Raw genomic sequence first — 18,425 nt, forward strand, 5'->3', positions numbered from 1 at the left:
TCTGTCTACTGATAAGTACAGCACAGCAGATGGAGTCAGTCTTGTCAATCGAGCATGTCAAAATTTGCATTTACAATGCTATTTGACGCTCAATCGAGTGGCGCATAGACTGGCTTCGCGATCTAGACAGACTGGTCTAACTAGACATCTACAACGGGGAGTAGTGCATGACAACCACCTTCTTCGGTGCGTCGTTCGACGCACTCGGCATGACGGCTGCGTACCGGATTCTGGGAAACCCGCCCGGCTCACCGACGACTTTGTGCTCGGTTACCTGATCGTCGATTCTTCTTTCACCGACCGGGCGACAGTGTCGGTGTATCTCAGCCGATACGCCGACCCGCCCAGGCAGCTCGGCCAGCGGACTTTTCGACGGCGGCGGATGTGAAACTGTCTCCGGCCAGCAACAAAGCAGGCATAGCGGTTCTTTCGTATGCTTGTTGGTTAGCGGGTGGGGGTGATCGTTGGTACTCGACCTTGACGGTCCAGTGATGCAGGAAGGTACTCGCGGGATGGACAGTCGCGAGGTTGCCGATATGGCGCGGGACTGGTCGGCGGCCATAGTCGATTCCAGTGGCGTGCCGACATCTCTCCCTCACGACATACAGCAGCTGACGGCGAGGTGGATCGTAGAGCTGGATGCTGCCTTGTCGGCTGAGTCGTTCGACCCATCGCCCGCATGCCGCGTGGGGGTCGAGATGGTCCAGGCGAACCTGACGATGCCCGCCATAATGACCCCGTCGGCGGCGGTGCTGGCCGGATTGCTGGAGCGGTCACGGCGACGACCGGATCGGGCGCGGCGGTTCGGCGCGCTTTTGGGAGAGCTGGCCCGTTGCTACACCACCGAGCTGTTGGCCGTCCGCGCCCGCAGCGAGGAGGCTGTTGAGCAACGCTTTCGCGTGGTGTTCGATAACGCCGCGGTGGCTATCGCGCTCTACGACAGCAACGGCATCACGATCGACGCCAACCCCACAACGGCGCGGATGGTCGGGATGAACCGCGAGGACCTGCCGGGGGTGTCCGGTCTGGACTTGATGCATCCCGACGACCGCGAGAAGCTCCGTAAGGTGGTCGTTGGGTTGCTCCAGCGCAGACGCGGCACCGCGCATTTCGAAGGCCGCTTCTGTCGCCCTGACGGAAGCGTCTGCTGGGGCGCGTGGACGATGACGCTGGTGCCCGGCAAGGGCGAACATGACATGTGCGTGCTCGCCGTCGGGGAAGACATCACCGAGCGCCGGGCCATGCAGCAGAAACTGTGGTGGCAGGCCCGCCACGACCCGTTGACGGGTCTGCCCAATCGGCGCTATCTGCTCGAGAAGTTGGAGGCCATTGTCGCGGCGGCTCGTCCCGCTGATCACATCGGTTTGTGCGTCGTGGATCTCGACGGGTTCAAGCTGATCAACGACCGCTACGGCCACAGTACGGGTGACCGGGTGCTGGCCGAGGTCGGCCGCAGGCTCGACGCGGCGGTGACCTCGCCGACGGTCACGCTGGCCCGCATCGGCGGCGACGAGTTCGTCGCCTTACTCGCACCCCCATGCGATGACGACACGGTCGGCGCAGCTGCCGTGACCATGCTCGCGACGCTGCGGGAACCAGTGCCGGTCGGTCCCAGCGATCTGCAGTCGATGTCAGCCAGCATCGGCGCCGTGGTCACCCCGGTTGCAGGCGCCAATGCCGAGAAGCTGTTGGACGAGGCCGACGTCGGCCTGTACCGCGCCAAGGCCGCCGGCCGCGGCACCTGGGTACTGCACCGGTCAGACAACGGCCCCACAATCAGGCAGTAGGCCCGTGGTCCACCACCGGCGAGCCACCATCTGTGTCCCTAATTCGGGATAACCCCTGGTAGAGGTTGATTTATCGGCGACCGATCGAGTCTGGGCCGAGCAGGCTGATGATGCCCCCTGTCCCCACTGTCGACAAGCTGTGGCACGACGCGCTCCATGCATACCGCGCCAGATGGCCGGCCATCGAGTCGACCGTACGTTCCCGAGCCGACTGGGGGCACCGGCGATAGTCGAGGTCTGGGCAATCCTGCCCGACCTCGTCGAGGACGCAGATCTACCGAATGTGGCCGGCACCCGGTGCCGACCAACGGATCGAGGCTGATTGCACTCCACTCGGCGGTATCCGATGCCGAGATCTGAGTAGCCCAGGAGGCGAGCGGCCGCAGCCTGTGTCAGGGTGTGCCCAGCGCAGTTGCGGGGACGCCGTAGGGCAGGAACCGCACGCGACGGCGTTCATCGGTATTGTCGCGATGCGCACGCAAGGCCTCGAGCTCGCTCGGAAAAACCTGCTCGACCCTGGCCTCGTCAGCGTCGTCGATGCTGTAGATGACCCACACCCCACTGCCGGTCTCGCCGGTGGTCTCGCCCTCCGGCTGCGGCGGCCGCGAACGCTGTGGCTGAACAAACTGATCGAACAGCGACGCCAGCGTACTCACGCTTGCGCGATCGATGTACTCGCCGGCCTTTCCGAGGAGGTCGCGGAATTCGATCCCCACCTCCCGCAACGCGCGTTCGAATTCTTCCGGGTCGATCCCGAAAGGTCTGTCGGGTGCCATCACATTGCTCCTGGAGACGAATTCGGCGCTATGCCTTCAGTGTCCTCGCGCAACCCCGACTTCGCCACGCCGGGCAATGGTCATGGCCCGACGTGGCGAACTCGTCTCACCCCATCGGCTATGCCCGGCCGCGTGTCCTGCCAGCGGCTGGTTGCCGGATGCGGTCCTGGACGACGAAGAAGGTGCAAGTTTCAGGCAGTACTCCGACGAGAAGCTGTTCGGCATCAAGGATCTTTCGGCCACCGACAGGCAGAACCTGGCCGAGGGCACAGAATCGGTTACTTCACGACCCGGACTCGACCCTGTCGGCGATACGCTGAGCATTAGCGAAAGGTAAGCGCATGTGGCTTGGTGACCGCGGCGGGATCGTACTTGGCCGATGACCGACGACGATCCGCTGCGCACACGCCGTGAGGTGGCAACGCCCGCCACGGCGGAGTTGGCTGCGGTCGGTTTCGAGAATGCGGTAGAGATCGGCCGCGGTGGTTTCGGGGTGGTGTATCGCTGCTGGCAGGTCGCGCTGGACCGGACGGTGGCGGTGAAGGTGCTGACCGCGCAATTGGACGAAGACAATCGGGCACGGTTCGTCCGGGAGCAGCGGGCGATGGGCCGCTTGACCGGGCATCCGAACATCGTCACCGTGCTGCAGGCCGGTGCCACCGCTAGCGGGCGTCCCTACCTCGTGATGCCTTATCACCCGCTGGATTCCCTGGATGCGTGGATCCGCCGACGCGGTCCGCTTCCGCTGGAGAAGGTGTTGCGGATGGGGGTGAAGATCGCCGGCGCACTGGAGCTCGCGCATGGCCTCGGCATCGTGCATCGGGACGTGAAACCGGGAAATATCCTGCTCACCGACTTCGGCGAGCCGGCTTTGACCGATTTCGGGAATGCCCACGTCACCGGCGGATTTCGAACGGCCGAAGGCATCGTCACCGGATCACCGGCATTCACTGCCCCAGAGGTGCTGGACCGGCACAGGCCGACGGCGGCCGCGGATGTGTACGGGCTCGGCGCGACCCTGTTCTGCGCGTTGACCGGCCATGCCGCGTTCCAGCGTCGCAGTGGTGAGAACGTGGTGACACAGTATCTGCGGATCACCACCCAACCGATGCCGGACCTCCAGGACAGTGGTATCCCCGACGACGTGTCGGCGTTGGTGGAAACCGCGATGAGCCGTGATCCTCACGAACGCCCTTCTGCGGCGGGGCTGGGTGAGAGCATTCGACAGGCGCAGCAGCGCCACGGCTTCTCGGTCGATGAGACCGGCCGACAGTCCGATTCGATTCTCGAGCGTCGGCACCGGGATCCACCAACGAGGGGACGGCGCCCGCTGCCGGCCGCGGGCACCGTGGACAGTGGTGGCAATCTGCCGTTCGAGCTGACCAGTTTTGTCGGCCGACGCACCGAGTTGTCGGCGGTAAAGAATCTGCTGTCCACGTCCCGGCTGGTCACGTTTACCGGAGTCGGGGGTGTCGGCAAGACGCGGCTGGCGCTGCGGGCCGCGTCGCAAGCGCAGCGGGATTTCGCCGACGGGGTGTGGTTGGTCGAACTGGCCGAGGTCTCCGATGCCGCGCTCCTGGTCGATGTCGTGGCGGCCACCCTGGGGTTGCGGGACGAGGCGCCCGGTCCTTTGCACGATGTTCTGGTCAAGTTTCTGGGCTCGCGGGAAATATTGCTCGTTCTGGACAACTGCGAGCACATGGTGGAAGCCGTGGCGAAGTTGAGCGAGGCGTTGCTGCGGACCTGCCCGGAGCTGCGGATTCTCGCCACCAGCCGGGAAGCGTTGAATATCGCAGGGGAGGCGTTGCTACGGGTGGCGCCGCTGACGGTCCCAGATCAGGCCGGGGAGCCGACGCTGGCGGGGCTGCCCCGTTTCGACGCGGTAACGCTGTTCGCCGATCGTGCCGCAGCAGCGGTGCCGGGCTTCGAACTCGACGAGAACAACAAGGCTGCTGTGACCCGGATTTGCACCCGGTTGGATGGGTTGCCGCTGGCGATCGAACTGGCGGCGGCTCGGATACGCGCGATGTCACCCGAGCAGATTCTGCAACGCCTCGATGATCGGTACACGCTGCTCACCCGTGGCAGTCGCACCGCGCCGACCCGGCAGCAGACGCTGCGATGGTGTGTCGATTGGGGCTACGAGTTGTGTACCCCGGCCGAACAGCGGCTGTGGGCCCGGCTGTCGGTGTTCGCCGTGAGTTGCGAACTCGACGCCGTAGAACAGGTATGCGGTGTCGACCTGGCACCGCACAGTCCGCTCGATGTGCTGTCCTCCCTGGTGGACAAGTCGATTCTGATCCGGGAGGAATCGCATGCCATCGTCCGTTTCCGAATGCTCGAGACGATGCGTGACTACGGTCGGCAAAGGCTGCGGGAGTCCGGCGAAGACACCGAGCTGCGCCGACGGCACCGCGACTTGTACCAACAACTAGCGCTGGACGCTCAAGCCGGGTGGATCAGCGACCGGCAGTCCTACTGGATCGCCCGCCTCGAACGTGAGCTGCCCAACCTGCGCGACGCGCTCGAATCCTGCCTTTCCGAGGACACCGACGAGGCAGCCAAAGCTGGGCTGCGAACCGCCGCCGCGCTGCACGAATTCTGGGTCCTTCGCGGAATGTACGGGGAAGGCCGAACCTGGCTCGACCGCGTTCTCGCCCACCCCGGCGCGCAATCGATACCCGACCGCATCAGTGCGCTACGCGCCGCATGCGAGGTTGCCGCGCCACAGGGGGATTTCCAAGCTGCCGCCGCCCTTCTCGAGGAGGGGCGACTGCTCGCCGAACAGGCATCTACCCCCGCTATTCAAGGACAGCTCGCCTACGCCGCCGGCATCATTGCACTCGCCAGCGGCGCAGCGGCCGACGCCTCCGCTGCCCTGGAACGAGCTGTCGAGCTGCTCGGCTCGAACCAGACCGCAGAGCTCTACATCAGTGCCCTGACCATCCTTGCCTGGTCATACGAACTACGCGGCCAGATGCCCCGAGCGACCGAGCAGTACCGCCGAGTACTTTCCATCACCGAAGCGCAGGGCGAATTGCTCTATCGTTCTGCTGCGTTGCGCGGCTTGGGTGTTTCCGCATGGCTGCAAGGCGAACGGGACCGTGCCCAACGGTTGCTCGAGGCGGCATTGCGAATCAACCGACGGCCGAATAGTCCGGTGTTCACCGCGTTCAGTATCGAGGCGTTGGCCTGGACTACCGCCGACCAGGGCGATGCCCAGCGCGCGGCCGTGCTGATGGGGGCAGCCCAGGGAAAATGGCTGGTGGGTAACAGTGTGCGGGCCGTCCTGCGGAATATGTCGCGCTTTCACGAGGAATGCGAGCGGACGACGCGTCGAACTCTCGGCGCTCGCAGATTCGATGGGGCCCTTCGGCAAGGCCGGGGGATGGGTATGGATGCTGCTATTGCGTACGCGCTCGGGGAACAATCCACCGATGCGGCCTCCGCGTCGGGTGCCTCCGCGAAATTGACCAAACGTGAGCGGCAGGTCGCCGACCTCGTCGCCCAAGGACTCAGCAACAAGCAGATCGCCGCCGAGCTGGTGATCGCGCAACGCACGGCCGAAGGTCACGTCGAACACATTCTGACCAAGCTCGGATTCAACTCCCGCGCTCAGATCGCGGCCTGGGCAGCGGACCAAACCAAACAACACTGATCGGCTGATGTGAGCCATCCCCGGTCCGGCTTCTGTCCGGACCAGGGATCGCCCAGTGGAACGGTCAGCCTCAACCCACAAGTGTTGTGCCGCGGTGGTTCCGCCTCGAGAGGCCCGGTTCACCCGGCTCGTCGCTCGGACCAGTTCGGTCATCTCGTCGAGTTCGGGTTTGGACACCTCGTCGAGGCGACGGTCGGTCCGCTTGCGTTCGAGTCGGTCGAGGTGAGTGCTGTATGTACGCCGCGTGCCTGAGGTGAGGAGTTGGCGTACCGCCGGGATGATCTGGCCGAATGTGGGTATCTCGGTGCCTTTCGCGACGAGGTCGGCTGGCGAGATTTCCATCTGTGTCAGCAGCCGACTCCGCCCCGTCACCGTCCTGCCGCTGGCTCACCTTTGATGTGCGTTCCAAAGATCTTCTCGCGGAGCCCTTTCGGGGATGAGCGCAGGGTTTCGATGATCGCCGCGAACTCCTGCGCTGCGACGCGCTGTGCTCGGTAGTTTGTCGATTCGCCGATCCCGGCCATCACCCATAAGAGTGCTGGTATGAGTGCATAGAGCCCTTGCCGCCAGTTGAGTTCGGTGAGCAGACTCTGACATGCGCCCAGCGCGGCGAACGCGAGGATGTTGAAGATGAGTAGAGAAACGGTGACGATGGCCTGCTTCCCGAAGTTGGGGACCTTCAGCGGCTCCGCATCATTCTTCGCCGAACTCGGCATTATGGCTCGTTGAGCAAGCTGGTGGAGTTGGTCTATAGCAAAGAATGCGGCCACGAAAATAGCAATGATGAGCAGTCGACGACGACCTTCTTGGTGCGGGCCGATGACAGCGAACCCGGCCGCCATGGCGGCCACCGACGTCAGCAGGCATAGGTGGCTGAGTGTGATCAAGCGTCGGCTCCGTGCAAGGTGTACTAGTCGTGGCACGAACAGTTCGGCTGACGACCCGTTCACGGGAAGCGGTTCAATCTCGATGCCGAGGTCCAAGGCAGGGTGGCCTTTGTATTGAGGCTGTTGACGGTCGCGAAGCTTATCGGTGCTGAGGGTCGTGACCCCTGTGCTGCGCAGGATCTTCGAATCACGCAAAGCTAGCGTGATATGCGGCTTGAATCGCAGCGTGTCGTCGACGGTTTCGGTTGGCAAAGGAGTTTCCACGAAACTCGTTCCCTCGGTTGCCCATTGATTCTTGAGCAAATAATATTCGGCGATACCGATGGTTATCATCAGTATCGCCCACAACGCAGTCTTGTCCGCGGTGAATGCTTGAACAGTCGCCGCGAAAACGAATCCGACCCGCAGGCTGTATCCGGAGGCGCAGAGCGCAATCAACGCTCGGGCCGTCTTGGGGGTGCGTTCATCGAGCGACTGCATCGGCTCCGTTTTGAAGCTGCTCTTGAGTGCCTCGTACAGCCAGGTCGAAGCGGCGAACACAGCGGTGAAGACCGCCACCCACAACCACTCGACCCATGACAGCCCGTAGAGGTATCCGAGGGCGAACGCTGCGGCGAGTCGGTAAATCATGGTGGTTGCGACAGTTCGTTCGCGCTCCGGTGTGAGGCCGAACGGAGTCCGCTTCCGGGCTGTTTTTGCGGGATGCTCACTGTCGGTTTTGTAGTCGCGGATATCATTGATCTGGTATCGAATCGGGTACAACACGAGCTCGACGAACGCCCACGTCAATAACCCTCGAGCGATCGTTACGTGCCCGTCCTGACTGGAAAAAATGGCAGCGGGTATAGCGGCTCCTGAAATGGCGAACTTCACCCAGTGATCGCCGAGCTGTCGCGGATAGATGAGGAATCTTATAAAGTCAGCTATATCGCTTGCCTGCGTATGTCGATCTGCGGAACTGCCCGCCGCCGCAAGGGCGTTCCGCCACAGCTCATGAGCGAACCGACGAGGTTGGCCGGCGTATGACACCGTGAATCGTGCGACGAGGTATACCAATTGAGCGTATACCACTGCGGTGACTATTCTTAGTGACGTTGATTCAATTAATAGAATCGGTATTACCACGGCAGTGACAAGTATGGACAGGCAGGAAGTCCAGAGTATTATGTTGACCGGTCGAACACTGAACCTTCGGCCTTCCTCGGAGACGAAGCCGGCGAGCATCTGTTCGGACGAGGGGACTGTGCGCGTCGTCCAGACCCCGTCCTTGGCGTCGACCGCGAAAATCGTGATCGGTTGAAATCTATTGATCTGCCGCTCGATATCGGTCGCGTAGATGCCGAGCGCGATGAACCGCGAGGTCGTCTCCATGACGATGACAGCCACGAGCACCGAGAGCAGTGGCACCAGTGCATAGAGGGAGTTCCAGTCGGCCGGAACGCATTTTTCGGTCAAGTCGGGCGGATTGCACGGACGCGGCAAGTTGAAGAGGGCCGCGGCAATGAGCGCCGATCCGACCGTTGCGGATGCCAACGCGGCGGCGAAGCTCGCGGTGGTCTTCGCATTCGCCTGCGCAAGCTCTTGGTGTAGGAACTTGACTGTTTCGGGGTCCACGAGCGCCGCCGCCAAAGGGAGATCAACTGCCACCGACTTCGGACCGACGCCGTCCGGGGCTGGTTCGGATCGATGCGAGACCACCTAGCCAGCATGCGCTGAATCCCATAGACACAAGCCAGATTTCGCGAGTTACGGGGCCCTATAGGCGACGTTGGGGATTTTGCATACCCGCGCCTTGGTTTCACGCACCGCTGCGGCCGGGTCGGGCGCGATTGAGAACTCAAGGGGCACAATCTATTTCGCTCGATGAGCCGTCGGTACATACCGGGGCCCGGCGGTACGGTCTGAGGCCGGCTGGTGCCGTCGACATGCGTGGCCGCCACGATCGGGTCGCGATCAGCGGTGGGCAGGGTGAACGGTATGAAGGGTGCGCGAATATCGCCGCGGCCGAACGCCTCCGACACCGTGCGCAATAGGGAGTGGGTCGTCCTCAACCGCGCCGCTCTGCTGATCCAACGCTGAGCGCGCAACGCTGACGCGCAACGCTGAGCGCGCAACGCTGACGCGCAACGCTGAGCGCGCGCCCAGCCGCGCGGCACCGGATCGCGGGAGTGCTGACATGCACTGTCTCAGCCTGGCTTCCACCGGGCAAATTACTCGGCACCTCCCGAGCTGAAACAGTCGCTGGCAAGTTCTGCGGAAACGCGTACGGCCCTGTGCCCCAATGTGTCACGCTGCCGACATGGCTTTCTTGCGGGCAGATCGCATGCGCGTGCTGGTGACCCTCAACCAGTTCGAATCCCACTTCCGTGGACTGGTCACACTGGCCGACGCGATAAGCAGGCATGGCCACGATGTCCGCGTTGCGGCACCCGAGAAGTGGGGCGCCTGGCTGCACAGCAACTACGGCGTCGAGACCGTGGACGTGAAGATACGGCGGGCCGACCGCGAGTTCGATGCAGCCATCTTCGGACTTCTGCTCGACCGGGACATAGACGCGTTCGACCGGATGTACATGACGGATTTCCTCAGCGACCGGATCGCCCTGCGTATCGCGGAAGACGTACTGAACCTCTCCGAACAGTGGCGGCCCGATGTCGTCCTGCACGAGTGCTCGGAATTCGGCGGTTACTTGGCCGCGGAGGTGCTCGGAATACCACACGTCACGGTGGATATCGGCCCGCTGCAGCTTGTGCGAAACCTCCACGAAGACCTGATCCGGCCCGCTCTGACCACTCAGCGGGCCAAACTCGGGCTTCCGGAAGAACCGTCGACACCGGGAATCCTGCGGCATCTCACGGTCTCCCTGACGCCGAAAGAATTCAATAACGCCGATCTCGACACCCCACTGGTCCGTTACCGGCACGAACCACCGGTACGTCACAATGATCAACTGCTCCCGGACGTGTTCACGTCGATGCCTGGCGATAGGCCGATCGTCTACCTCTCACTGGGCTCGATCGGACCCTTCTCACCGCGGTTCAGGGATCGAATGGCCGAAATCTATGGGGAGGTCTTCAAGGCCTTGGCCGAGCTCCGGTGTACCGCGGTCGTCTCGCTGCCGTCGCTGTACCAGGACATATTCCGGTCGCTACCGCCACACATCCATGTCCTGCCGTACGTCCCCCAGTCCCTCGTATTGGCGAACGTGGACCTGTTCATCACGCACGGTGGATTGAATTCGATGCGCGACACGATAACCTACGGAGTCCCGCACGTGGTGCTCCCCTTCTTCGCCGATCATCCCGGAAATGCGCGACGCTGTGAAACTCTCGGCACCGGCATCCACATCGATCCCATGACCGTCACCGCTTCGGATGTTTTTACCGCCTGCCAGACGACCCTCGACGACCCCGCCTACCGGCAGGCCGCGCGAGCGCTCAAACGACATATGTGGGCACTGCCGCCACAATCTGCATTCGCCGACGACCTCGGAGATCTCGTTCTAGGCTCGCACCGGGAGAAAATAGAATGAACGATAGAGACGATCTACTCACGATAGTCCGACGGTTCCACAATTCGCAAACCGAGCATCAGTTCGTCGCGGGCGTCACCGAGATCCAATCATCCGGAGCCTGCCTCGATGACGACGACAGGGCCGCTGTCGTCGAGGCCGCGTTGGATATGCGTATCGCGGCGGGAATCCTGGCACATCGATTCGAGAACGAATTCGCCAGAAAAATCGGACTCCGCAAGGCGCGACTCACCAACTCCGGATCATCGGCGAACTTGCTCGCGGTAACCGCATTAACCGCCCCGGAGTTGGGTGATACCCGGCTGCGCCCCGGGGATGAGGTGATTACGGCGGCAGCCGGATTCCCGACGACAGTGAACCCGATACTGCAAAACGGATTGAAACCGGTGTTCGTAGATATCGATTCCTCCACATACAACACGACACCGGAAGCCGTGGCGGCGGCAATCGGCCCGAGAACCCGTGCCGTCGTACTGGCACATACGCTCGGTAACCCGTTTCCTGTGGCAGAGATCTCCGCGTTGTGCGCGGAGCACGGCATGTTCCTGATCGAAGACAATTGCGATGCAGTCGGATCGACATACCAGTCGCGCGCTACCGGCACCTTCGGCGATCTGGCCACCGTCAGCTTCTACCCGGCACACCATTTGACCACAGGTGAGGGCGGATGCGTCCTGACCAACAACCTGATAACAGCTCGCGTCGTGAAGTCTCTGCGGGATTGGGGACGCGACTGCTGGTGCGAGCCGGGTGAAAGCAACAAATGCGGAAAGAGATTCAATCAACAGCTAGGCTGCCTTCCTTACGGATATGACCACAAGTACATCTATTCGCATATCGGCTACAACCTGAAGACAACAGATATCCAGGCTGCGCTCGGGCTCTCCCAGCTGGCCAGACTGGACGATTTCTGCGCCCGCCGGCGTCATAACTGGCGTCGGCTTCGCGAAGGCCTGGACGGGATCGACCATCTCCGCCTGCCGGAACCAACCCCCGACAGCGATCCGAGCTGGTTTGGATTTGCCCTGACGGTGCTGCCGGACGCGCCTTTCGGCCGTATCGATATCGTCAACTTCCTCGAAGGACGCAAAATAGCGACCCGCGGCCTCTTCGCCGGAAATCTCCTCCGCCATCCGGCGTACTCGAACATCGAGTGCCGTATTTCCGGAAGCTTGGCGGCCAGCGACTACGTCGCCGACAACACCTTCTGGGTCGGCGTGTACCCGGGCATAACCGACGAGATGACCGACTACATGGTTGCCTCGATCCGGGAGTACGTTTCCGGCTACCGACGCTCCCAGGTCCGGCTCGTGGAGACCTCGCCCGAGGACAAGCGGTGAACCGGCTGGTGGTCACCGGTGCGGACGGACTGCTCGGCAGCGGGATAACGAGGGCGACGAGCCCGTTTCGTCGTGCCGATCGACAGGTGCTCGGGTTCGGATCGAAAGAACTCGACATCACCGATGCAACGGCGCTGAACGACACCATCGGCCCCGGCGATGTGGTCATCAACTGCGCGGCATACACCGGCGTAGACGCCGCCGAGACCGAAGCCGATAAGGCGTTCGCGGTCAACGGGTTCGGCCCGGGACTGCTGGCCCGAACCTGCGCGAACAAGGGAGCGCGACTGCTGCACATCTCGACCGCGTATGTCTTCGACGGGTCGGCGTCGAGTCCATGGGAAACCTGGTCACCGACCACCCCGTTGAGCGTGTACGGAAAATCCAAGTTGGCGGGTGAGGAGGCCGCCCGAGCAGCGTTGCCCGATGCGCGGATCGTCCGCACCATGTGGCTGTACTCGGGGACCGACCGGGATTTCCCGGCCGCACTCGTGCGCAGATGCTCCCGGGGCGAGCACGTCGCGGTCGTCACCGACCAGATCGCGTCCCCAACCTACGTCGACGATCTCGTGTCCGCTCTGGTCGACCTCGTCGCGCACCCGAATCCACCGCACCTGCTCCACGCGACCGGAGGCGGCGCCGCATCCAAATACCGATTCGCTCGTGCGATTATCGAAGCGGCGGGACTCGATCCGGACCTGTTACGGCCCTGCCGGACATCGGATTTCCGAGATGCCGCAACCCGGCCCCGGAATGCCGTTCTGTCGAATTCATCGTGGATCGACTGCGGCCTTACGCCACTACCACACTGGCGTGACGGACTGCGTCGCGCTGTCAGGGCTGCAGTTCGGGACATCCGGCCGTGAACGGTTCCCTGAGTCCAGGGCGTGTCGTCGAGGAGGCCGGTGATTTCGATGCTGAAGCAGGTGTCCGGTGCCTACCGCCTCGTCATTGCGAATTGCGAACTTGCACCAGCCGATATTGCCGATATGCGACCTTCGATAACGCTGGACATCCGGATTCCCGCGACCGCCGGCTGTCGTGCCTCGACGGCGATCAGCTGGTCCAGATTCCGATCATCGCGAGCGGGTCGAATCCGATCGGCAGTCGGTCGCGGGCCGTGAATCCGGCTGTGGCATTGGGCTTTTCAATAAACCTAGGGTATTACGTGTCCGCGTGTTCGCGCACTGCGGACAGGTTCCCGAACACCGCGACCGCGACCGCGCCGCCGATGGCCAAGACGAAGCCGAGGATCGCCAGCCATTGCCACCCGGGTCGGGCGGTGTCGCCGAGTAGGAGCACTCCGGCGATTCCTGGGATAACTGTTTCGCCGACGACCAGTGCCGCGGTGGCTCCGTTCACCGATCCGAGTTGCAGCGCGACGGTGTGCAGGTAGAACCCGCCGACACCGGCAATGGCGATCGTCCACGCGGCGGGGTCGGCGAGCAGCGTCGGCAAGCTCAGTGGATCGATGCCGCCAACGATGCGGACCGCGATCGCCAGGGCCCCGAACAGTAGTCCGGCGGCGAGCCCGGCGGTGACGGCGCCTCTGGATCCGAGGTGCCGCACGACCAGTTGGCTGACGGTGAACAGGAGCACGGCGGCGATCAGCACGCCCCAGTGCATCGCCGGGTCATCGCTGCCGCCGCCCTCATGCCCGGCGGCAGTGCCGAGCGCGGCCAGCGCCAGGATCACCGTGATGATGGCTATCCACTCGCGCCGGTGCAACCGGATGCCGAGCACGGTGATCCCCAGTACGGCGGTGATGATCAGGTTCGCACTCATGATCGTCTGCGAGAGAAACAGTGGGATGAGTCGGGCGGATACCGAGTTCCCGACGAAGCCGACCACGTCGAGCGCCGTGCCGACGATGAACCACACTGTCAACGCCGCCGCGACAGTGGAAGCGACAGTGGGAGCGCCGGTTTCGGTCAACTGCCCGCCGACACCGCGCGCCTCGGCCGCGGCAGCCGATCGGCGCGCGGCGTACGCCTGCAAGACCGAGGCCACCCCGTAACCCAGACAAGCGAGCAGGGCGGCGGAGAGGCCGATCAACATGTCGTCGGTGCTGTCGGTCTATGCACGTCTACCCATCGCTCGAGTCGTCGCCACCGGAGTTGTCGTCGTTGTCCCACGCGCCGCCGGTGATCGGGTCGCCGGCGTGCGAAGCCTGGCTGATCTCGGCCTCTTGTCCGCCGAAAGTACCATTGAGCCCCTGCACCACCCTCGATAACTGATACCGGGCGCCGTCAGACGGCCACCGGCATACCCACGCGATCCCGGCCTCGCCGCCCCGGATCTATCGGCGCAGCGCTAAGCGTATCCAGATCGGCAGCGCAACCCGCTGAGCCTGGCTTACGACACGATCGGTTGGTGCCGATATCGATGTCCCTCATGAACGCTGCCCGTGCTGGTCAGTGGCGATATCGAGCGTGCCAAGAGCGTGCCGAGACCGGCAGCTACGCCGCGGACCGGGCAATACGAGCTGGACGTTGGAGAGCCTCTGACCTGGATGGGACAGCATCAGCCGGACACTTCTTACCGTTCGCCGGATGTCGGGGGTTGTGGTGATTGCGTTGGTGTGGTGAGGCATTCGCTGGGGGCTGGTTCGCCACGTAGCCGTGCGTCGAGCCAGTTGGTCGCTCCGGGGAATCCGGCGAACAGCACGATGATGTGCTCGCCGGGCTCGGTGCGGAACACGGCGGGCACACCGCGGGCGCACTGCTGCTGGTACAGCTGTTGGGCTGCTTCGATGGGAATCCAGATGTCATATGCGCCGTGGTAGATGTACAATGGCGCACCCGATTTTCGGTCGGTCAAGTCCGATCGGCGGAAGACTCCGTCGGCTCGGGCGCAGGCACCTGGCGGCAAGAGACGGGTGAGATCCTCGTTGCCGACCAATGGCGAGGTAGCGCCGATCTTCTGCAGAGCGGCACGGCCATGTCGCTAAGAGAGCGGTCGCAGGCGAGAAGCGTCGGGCTCCTTGGATTAGCTGATTGCATGCTGTCGCCGAAGCGGCGCGGTATTCGGTCGGTGAAATCCCACTGGTTGACGGGTTCGCACGGCAGGATGTGGCCCATGCGGACATTTGCCCGATTGTTGCAAGCTGCCGTCGTTGGGGCGCTGGTCGTGGTAGCCGGTCATGGCGTCACGGCCGCCCCCGCCGCGAGCGACACCCATATTCACTTGCCTTGGCTGACTCCTGAGCCGGACGCAGTGCAGGCGTCGGGAGCAGCGCTGGCGGACGGAATCACCGGCACGTTGCTGTGGTCGCGACAGCCGAACACCCCGGTCCCGATAGCCAGCATCACGAAGGTGATGACGGCACTGGTCGTGATCAACGCCGGCGACCTCGACCGGGCCATTACCGTGCCGCAAGAAATCATCGCCTACGGCACCAAGTACGACGGAAGCAACGCAGGCCTGGTCCCCGGCGAGGTGCTCACCGCGCGACAGCTCCTCTACGCGATGATGCTGCCGTCCGGCTGCGACGCCGCCTATACCCTTGCCGAGGCCTACGGGCCCGGCCAAGACGGCTTCATCGCCAAGATGAACGACACCGCGCGTCAAATGGGCTTGGCGGGAACATATTTCACCGACCCCAGCGGGCTGCCCGCCCCCACCGATCACTCCACCTACTCCACACCGGCGGACCTGGTGGCCCTCGGCCTGCGCGCGATGAGCCTGCCGGTGTTCCGCGAGATCGCCGGTTCCCAGAGCTATTACCTGCCTGCCGCCCCGGGCAACCGCGCTCACCTCTGGCAGACCACGAACTCGCTGCTGCACGACTATCCCGGCACTATCGGCATCAAAACCGGATACACCGACGCTGCGGGAACCTGCCTGCTGTTCGAGACGGTCAGGGCAGGAATACCGCTGATCGGTGTGGTCCTGCACAGCTCACCCGACAGCGTCGCCGCAAAGGACGACGCCGAGCGCATGTTGAACTGGGCCTACGACCCGATCCTGAGCGCGCTGCCGATCGGTTAGCGCCGAATGCGGCTGGCCGGCTGCGGATCCCGGTGCGCACCAGGACGATCCGCGGCCACACGACGACCGTGTCCGCCACCCGACACCCGCCTGCCAACCTGGCCACAGCCAGCGCAAGTAGGCACACAATCTTGCCTATCGCGCGCGGCCGGCAGGCGAGATCGGCCCATGCCGTCGACTCGCACCGACTCTGGCGCAACTCGCCGACGGGGAGTCCGACCGGCGGTGCCTACGACCTCCTTGACACTCCCGCCTTCCGTTGGGGGCGGCCAGCATAAGGAAGCAGAGGAAGAATCACCTGCAGGACGACTACCGGTCGCCCGCGGCTTCAGGAGATCCCAGGGCCCGTCGGGCAGCGGCCAGCAACGCGGACTGCGGAGGCTCGAGCTGTTGGGCAATCGATAGGTCCGCGTCGCTGTCGCTCCACACGGCCTGGTTCAATGCCCGGCCGTAGACGGCGCCGTATTCGAACCCTCCGCGGGAGTTCGGCAGTAGGTGCGGTGCCTGCGTTATCGAGCAAGTGACCGGCTGATCACCAGACGCTGAATCTGGTTGGTGCCCTCGAAGATCTGCGTGATCTTGGCTTCGCGCATGTACCGCTCGACTCGGAAATCGCGGGTGTAGCCGTAGCCGCCGAATACCTGCACCGCGTCGGTGGTCACCTTCATCGCGGCGTCGGTGGCGACCAGCTTGGCCACACTCGCTTGCCGCGAGTACGACAAGCCCGCATCACGGCGACGCGCGGCATCCAGGTAGGTGGCCCTGGCGGAATCAACGGCTGCGGCCATGTCGGCGAGCAGGAAGCCCAGGCCCTGGTGGTCGATGATCGGCTTACCGAAGGCAGTCCGCTCCTTGGCGTAGGCGACCGCCTCGTCCAGGGCTGCCTGGGCTAGACCGGTGGCTACCGCAGCGATGCCGAGTCGCCCGGAATCCAATGCGCTCAAGGCGATTTGCAACCCTTGCCCCTCGGCGCCGATGCGTCGCTCGTCGGGAATGAACGCGTCGTCGTAGTGGGCGGTCGTGGTTGGTACCGCGTGCAGACCCATCTTTTGCTCCGGCTTGCCGAAGCTGAGCCCGGTGGTGTCGTTCGCTACGAGGAAGCAGGTGATACCCCGGGAGCCTTCGCCTGTCCGTGCGAACAGGCTGTAGAAGTCCGCCTTGCCGCCGTGAGTGATCCACGCCTTCGTGCCGTCAACCCGGTAACCGCCCTCAACCGCAGCGGCCCTGCAGGCGACTGCGGCGGCATCGGACCCGGCCTGTGACTCGGACAGGCTGTAGGCGCCGATCAGGTTGCCGCCCAACATCTCTGGCAGCCACCGCTGCTTCTGCTCGTCGGTCCCGAAATTGATCAGTGGATGACAGGCCAAACTGTGCACGCTCACCGCTACAGCCACTGCGGTCCAGCGTGCGGCGATCTCCTCGAGTACTTGTAGATATACCTCGTAACGCTGATCACCGCCGCCCCACTCCTCCGGAAACGGCAGGCTCAGCAGCCCCGCCTCGCCGAGTGTCGCGAACACTCCCGCGGGATAGATCTCCTCCCGTTCGTGCCGATCGACGTCGGGAGTAAGAACCTTGTCGGCGATCTCGCGCGTGAGCTGGATCAGATCACGGGCTTCCTCGCTGGGCAGCAAGCGTTCGACGGCCACACATCACCTCGCATACGAAAGACGGTACTTAATTACCGGTTACAGTACTGTCAGTATATCGGTACTACAAGAGGCGCTTCAGTACTATTCGGCGTTATGGATCAACTCACCCGCGCCGGCTTCGCCACCCGCAGACGCAGCGAACTGTTCGACGCCTTGGTCGAGTTGTTCCTCGCCGAAGGGTTCGCGCACCTCACTTTGGATGAGATCGCCGCCCGCCTGCGCTGCTCCAAGTCGACGCTCTACACCCTCGCGGGTAGCAAGGAGCAGTTGGTCCGCGCCGCGACCGTGCACTTCTTCCAGCGCGCCAGCGAGGATGTGGAAGCGGCCATCGAGCCCATCACCACCGCGCGCGAGCGCGTCGCCGCCTACCTGTCAGCCGTCGGCACCGCGCTCGCCCCCGCGTCGACCCAATTCATGTTCGATCTGCACGCGTTCATACCGGCACGCGAGATCTATGAGAAGAACACCCGAATCGCCGCCCGCCGCGTGCAAGAACTGATCGACGAGGGCGTGCAAGCCGGCGACTTCCGCGACGTCCACGCCGCTTTCGCCGCTGACCTCGCCGCCACGATGATGGCTCGCATTCAACACGGCACGGTTCGCACCCGAACCGGCCTCGACGACGCCGAGGCTTATCAGGAGCTGGCCGCCATCCTCACTGCCGGCATCACCGCGTAGCCGCGACCGGCGCGGCTGGGTCGCTTTGCGGATCGTTTGCCGAAACTACGTCAGCCGAACCTGTAGGTCGGGCAGCGCGAGGACAAGTGTTTCGCGTAGGTCTGTGCGCGCACGAGCTGGGGACC

The 18,425-nt window shown here is 63.6% G+C and carries 12 protein-coding genes; 7 read left to right on the top strand and 5 right to left on the bottom strand.

Features of this window, described 5'->3' with window-relative positions:
* The first annotated feature begins 698 nt into the window (after positions 1-698).
* Positions 699-1,787: a diguanylate cyclase domain-containing protein gene (locus OG874_RS06370; RefSeq protein WP_330254182.1), complete on the top strand. Its 1,089-nt coding sequence runs from the start codon at positions 699-701 to the stop codon at positions 1,785-1,787.
* 392 nt (positions 1,788-2,179) lie between these two features.
* On the opposite strand, the gene OG874_RS06375 is transcribed toward OG874_RS06370, so the two are convergent.
* Positions 2,180-2,563, bottom strand: a complete 384-nt coding sequence (locus OG874_RS06375; protein ID WP_330254183.1) for a hypothetical protein — start codon at positions 2,561-2,563, stop codon at positions 2,180-2,182.
* Between the two features lie 379 nt (positions 2,564-2,942).
* On the opposite strand from OG874_RS06375, the gene OG874_RS06380 reads away from it, so the two are divergent.
* Positions 2,943-6,221, top strand: a complete 3,279-nt coding sequence (locus tag OG874_RS06380) for a protein kinase domain-containing protein (RefSeq protein ID WP_330254184.1) — start codon at positions 2,943-2,945, stop codon at positions 6,219-6,221.
* Between the two features lie 368 nt (positions 6,222-6,589).
* On the opposite strand, the gene OG874_RS06385 is transcribed toward OG874_RS06380, so the two are convergent.
* Positions 6,590-8,806 (bottom strand): hypothetical protein, encoded by a 2,217-nt coding sequence (locus OG874_RS06385; protein WP_330254185.1) that lies wholly within the window; start codon positions 8,804-8,806, stop codon positions 6,590-6,592.
* Between the two features lie 601 nt (positions 8,807-9,407).
* Between OG874_RS06385 and OG874_RS06390 the strand changes: the two genes are divergently transcribed.
* From OG874_RS06390 to rfbD, 3 genes are read left to right on the top strand one after another with little or no spacing between them, the layout of a single operon-like run.
* Entirely contained in the window at positions 9,408-10,640 is a 1,233-nt protein-coding gene (locus OG874_RS06390) for a glycosyltransferase (protein ID WP_330254186.1), read from the top strand.
* Positions 10,637-11,980, top strand: a complete 1,344-nt coding sequence (rfbH, locus tag OG874_RS06395) for a lipopolysaccharide biosynthesis protein RfbH (protein ID WP_330257203.1) — start codon at positions 10,637-10,639, stop codon at positions 11,978-11,980. The genes OG874_RS06390 and rfbH overlap by 4 nt, the downstream gene beginning before the upstream one ends.
* Entirely contained in the window at positions 11,977-12,846 is an 870-nt protein-coding gene (rfbD, locus tag OG874_RS06400; protein ID WP_330254187.1) for a dTDP-4-dehydrorhamnose reductase, read from the top strand. Before rfbH ends, rfbD begins: the two co-directional genes overlap by 4 nt.
* Positions 12,847-13,144: 298 nt before the next feature.
* Here rfbD and OG874_RS06405 read toward each other — a convergent pair whose 3' ends face one another.
* Positions 13,145-14,038: a hypothetical protein gene (locus tag OG874_RS06405; protein WP_330254188.1), complete on the bottom strand. Its 894-nt coding sequence runs from the start codon at positions 14,036-14,038 to the stop codon at positions 13,145-13,147.
* Between the two features lie 480 nt (positions 14,039-14,518).
* On the bottom strand, positions 14,519-14,800 hold the full coding sequence (locus tag OG874_RS06410; protein WP_330254189.1) for a lipase family protein: 282 nt from the start codon (positions 14,798-14,800) through the stop codon (positions 14,519-14,521).
* A gap of 258 nt (positions 14,801-15,058) precedes the next feature.
* On the opposite strand from OG874_RS06410, the gene OG874_RS06415 reads away from it, so the two are divergent.
* Entirely contained in the window at positions 15,059-15,970 is a 912-nt protein-coding gene (locus OG874_RS06415) for a D-alanyl-D-alanine carboxypeptidase family protein (protein ID WP_330254190.1), read from the top strand.
* A 509-nt stretch (positions 15,971-16,479) separates the two neighbouring features.
* Here the strand turns inward: OG874_RS06415 and OG874_RS06420 are convergent.
* A complete protein-coding gene (locus OG874_RS06420) occupies positions 16,480-17,619 on the bottom strand; it encodes an acyl-CoA dehydrogenase family protein (RefSeq protein ID WP_330254191.1) in 1,140 nt (379 codons plus the stop codon).
* Positions 17,620-17,715: 96 nt separating this feature from the next.
* Here OG874_RS06420 and OG874_RS06425 point away from each other — a divergent pair, with 96 nt between their 5' ends.
* Positions 17,716-18,300, top strand: a complete 585-nt coding sequence (locus OG874_RS06425) for a TetR/AcrR family transcriptional regulator (RefSeq protein WP_330254192.1) — start codon at positions 17,716-17,718, stop codon at positions 18,298-18,300.
* Positions 18,301-18,425 lie beyond the last annotated feature (125 nt).

Source organism: Nocardia sp. NBC_00565 (genome assembly GCF_036345915.1).
Classification (GTDB): Bacteria; Actinomycetota; Actinomycetes; order Mycobacteriales; family Mycobacteriaceae; genus Nocardia.

Bases quoted from the DNA above. Each gene is read 5' to 3' on its own strand.
- OG874_RS06370 (WP_330254182.1), top strand. From the start codon at position 699: ATGGTCCAGGCGAACCTGACGATGCCCGCCATAATGACCCCGTCGGCG.
- OG874_RS06405 (WP_330254188.1), bottom strand. From the start codon at position 14,038: ATGTTGATCGGCCTCTCCGCCGCCCTGCTCGCTTGTCTGGGTTACGGG.
- OG874_RS06425 (WP_330254192.1), top strand. From the start codon at position 17,716: ATGGATCAACTCACCCGCGCCGGCTTCGCCACCCGCAGACGCAGCGAA.
- OG874_RS06380 (WP_330254184.1), top strand. From the start codon at position 2,943: ATGACCGACGACGATCCGCTGCGCACACGCCGTGAGGTGGCAACGCCC.
- rfbH (WP_330257203.1), top strand. From the start codon at position 10,637: ATGAACGATAGAGACGATCTACTCACGATAGTCCGACGGTTCCACAAT.
- OG874_RS06390 (WP_330254186.1), top strand. From the start codon at position 9,408: ATGGCTTTCTTGCGGGCAGATCGCATGCGCGTGCTGGTGACCCTCAAC.
- OG874_RS06415 (WP_330254190.1), top strand. From the start codon at position 15,059: ATGCGGACATTTGCCCGATTGTTGCAAGCTGCCGTCGTTGGGGCGCTG.
- OG874_RS06375 (WP_330254183.1), bottom strand. From the start codon at position 2,563: ATGGCACCCGACAGACCTTTCGGGATCGACCCGGAAGAATTCGAACGC.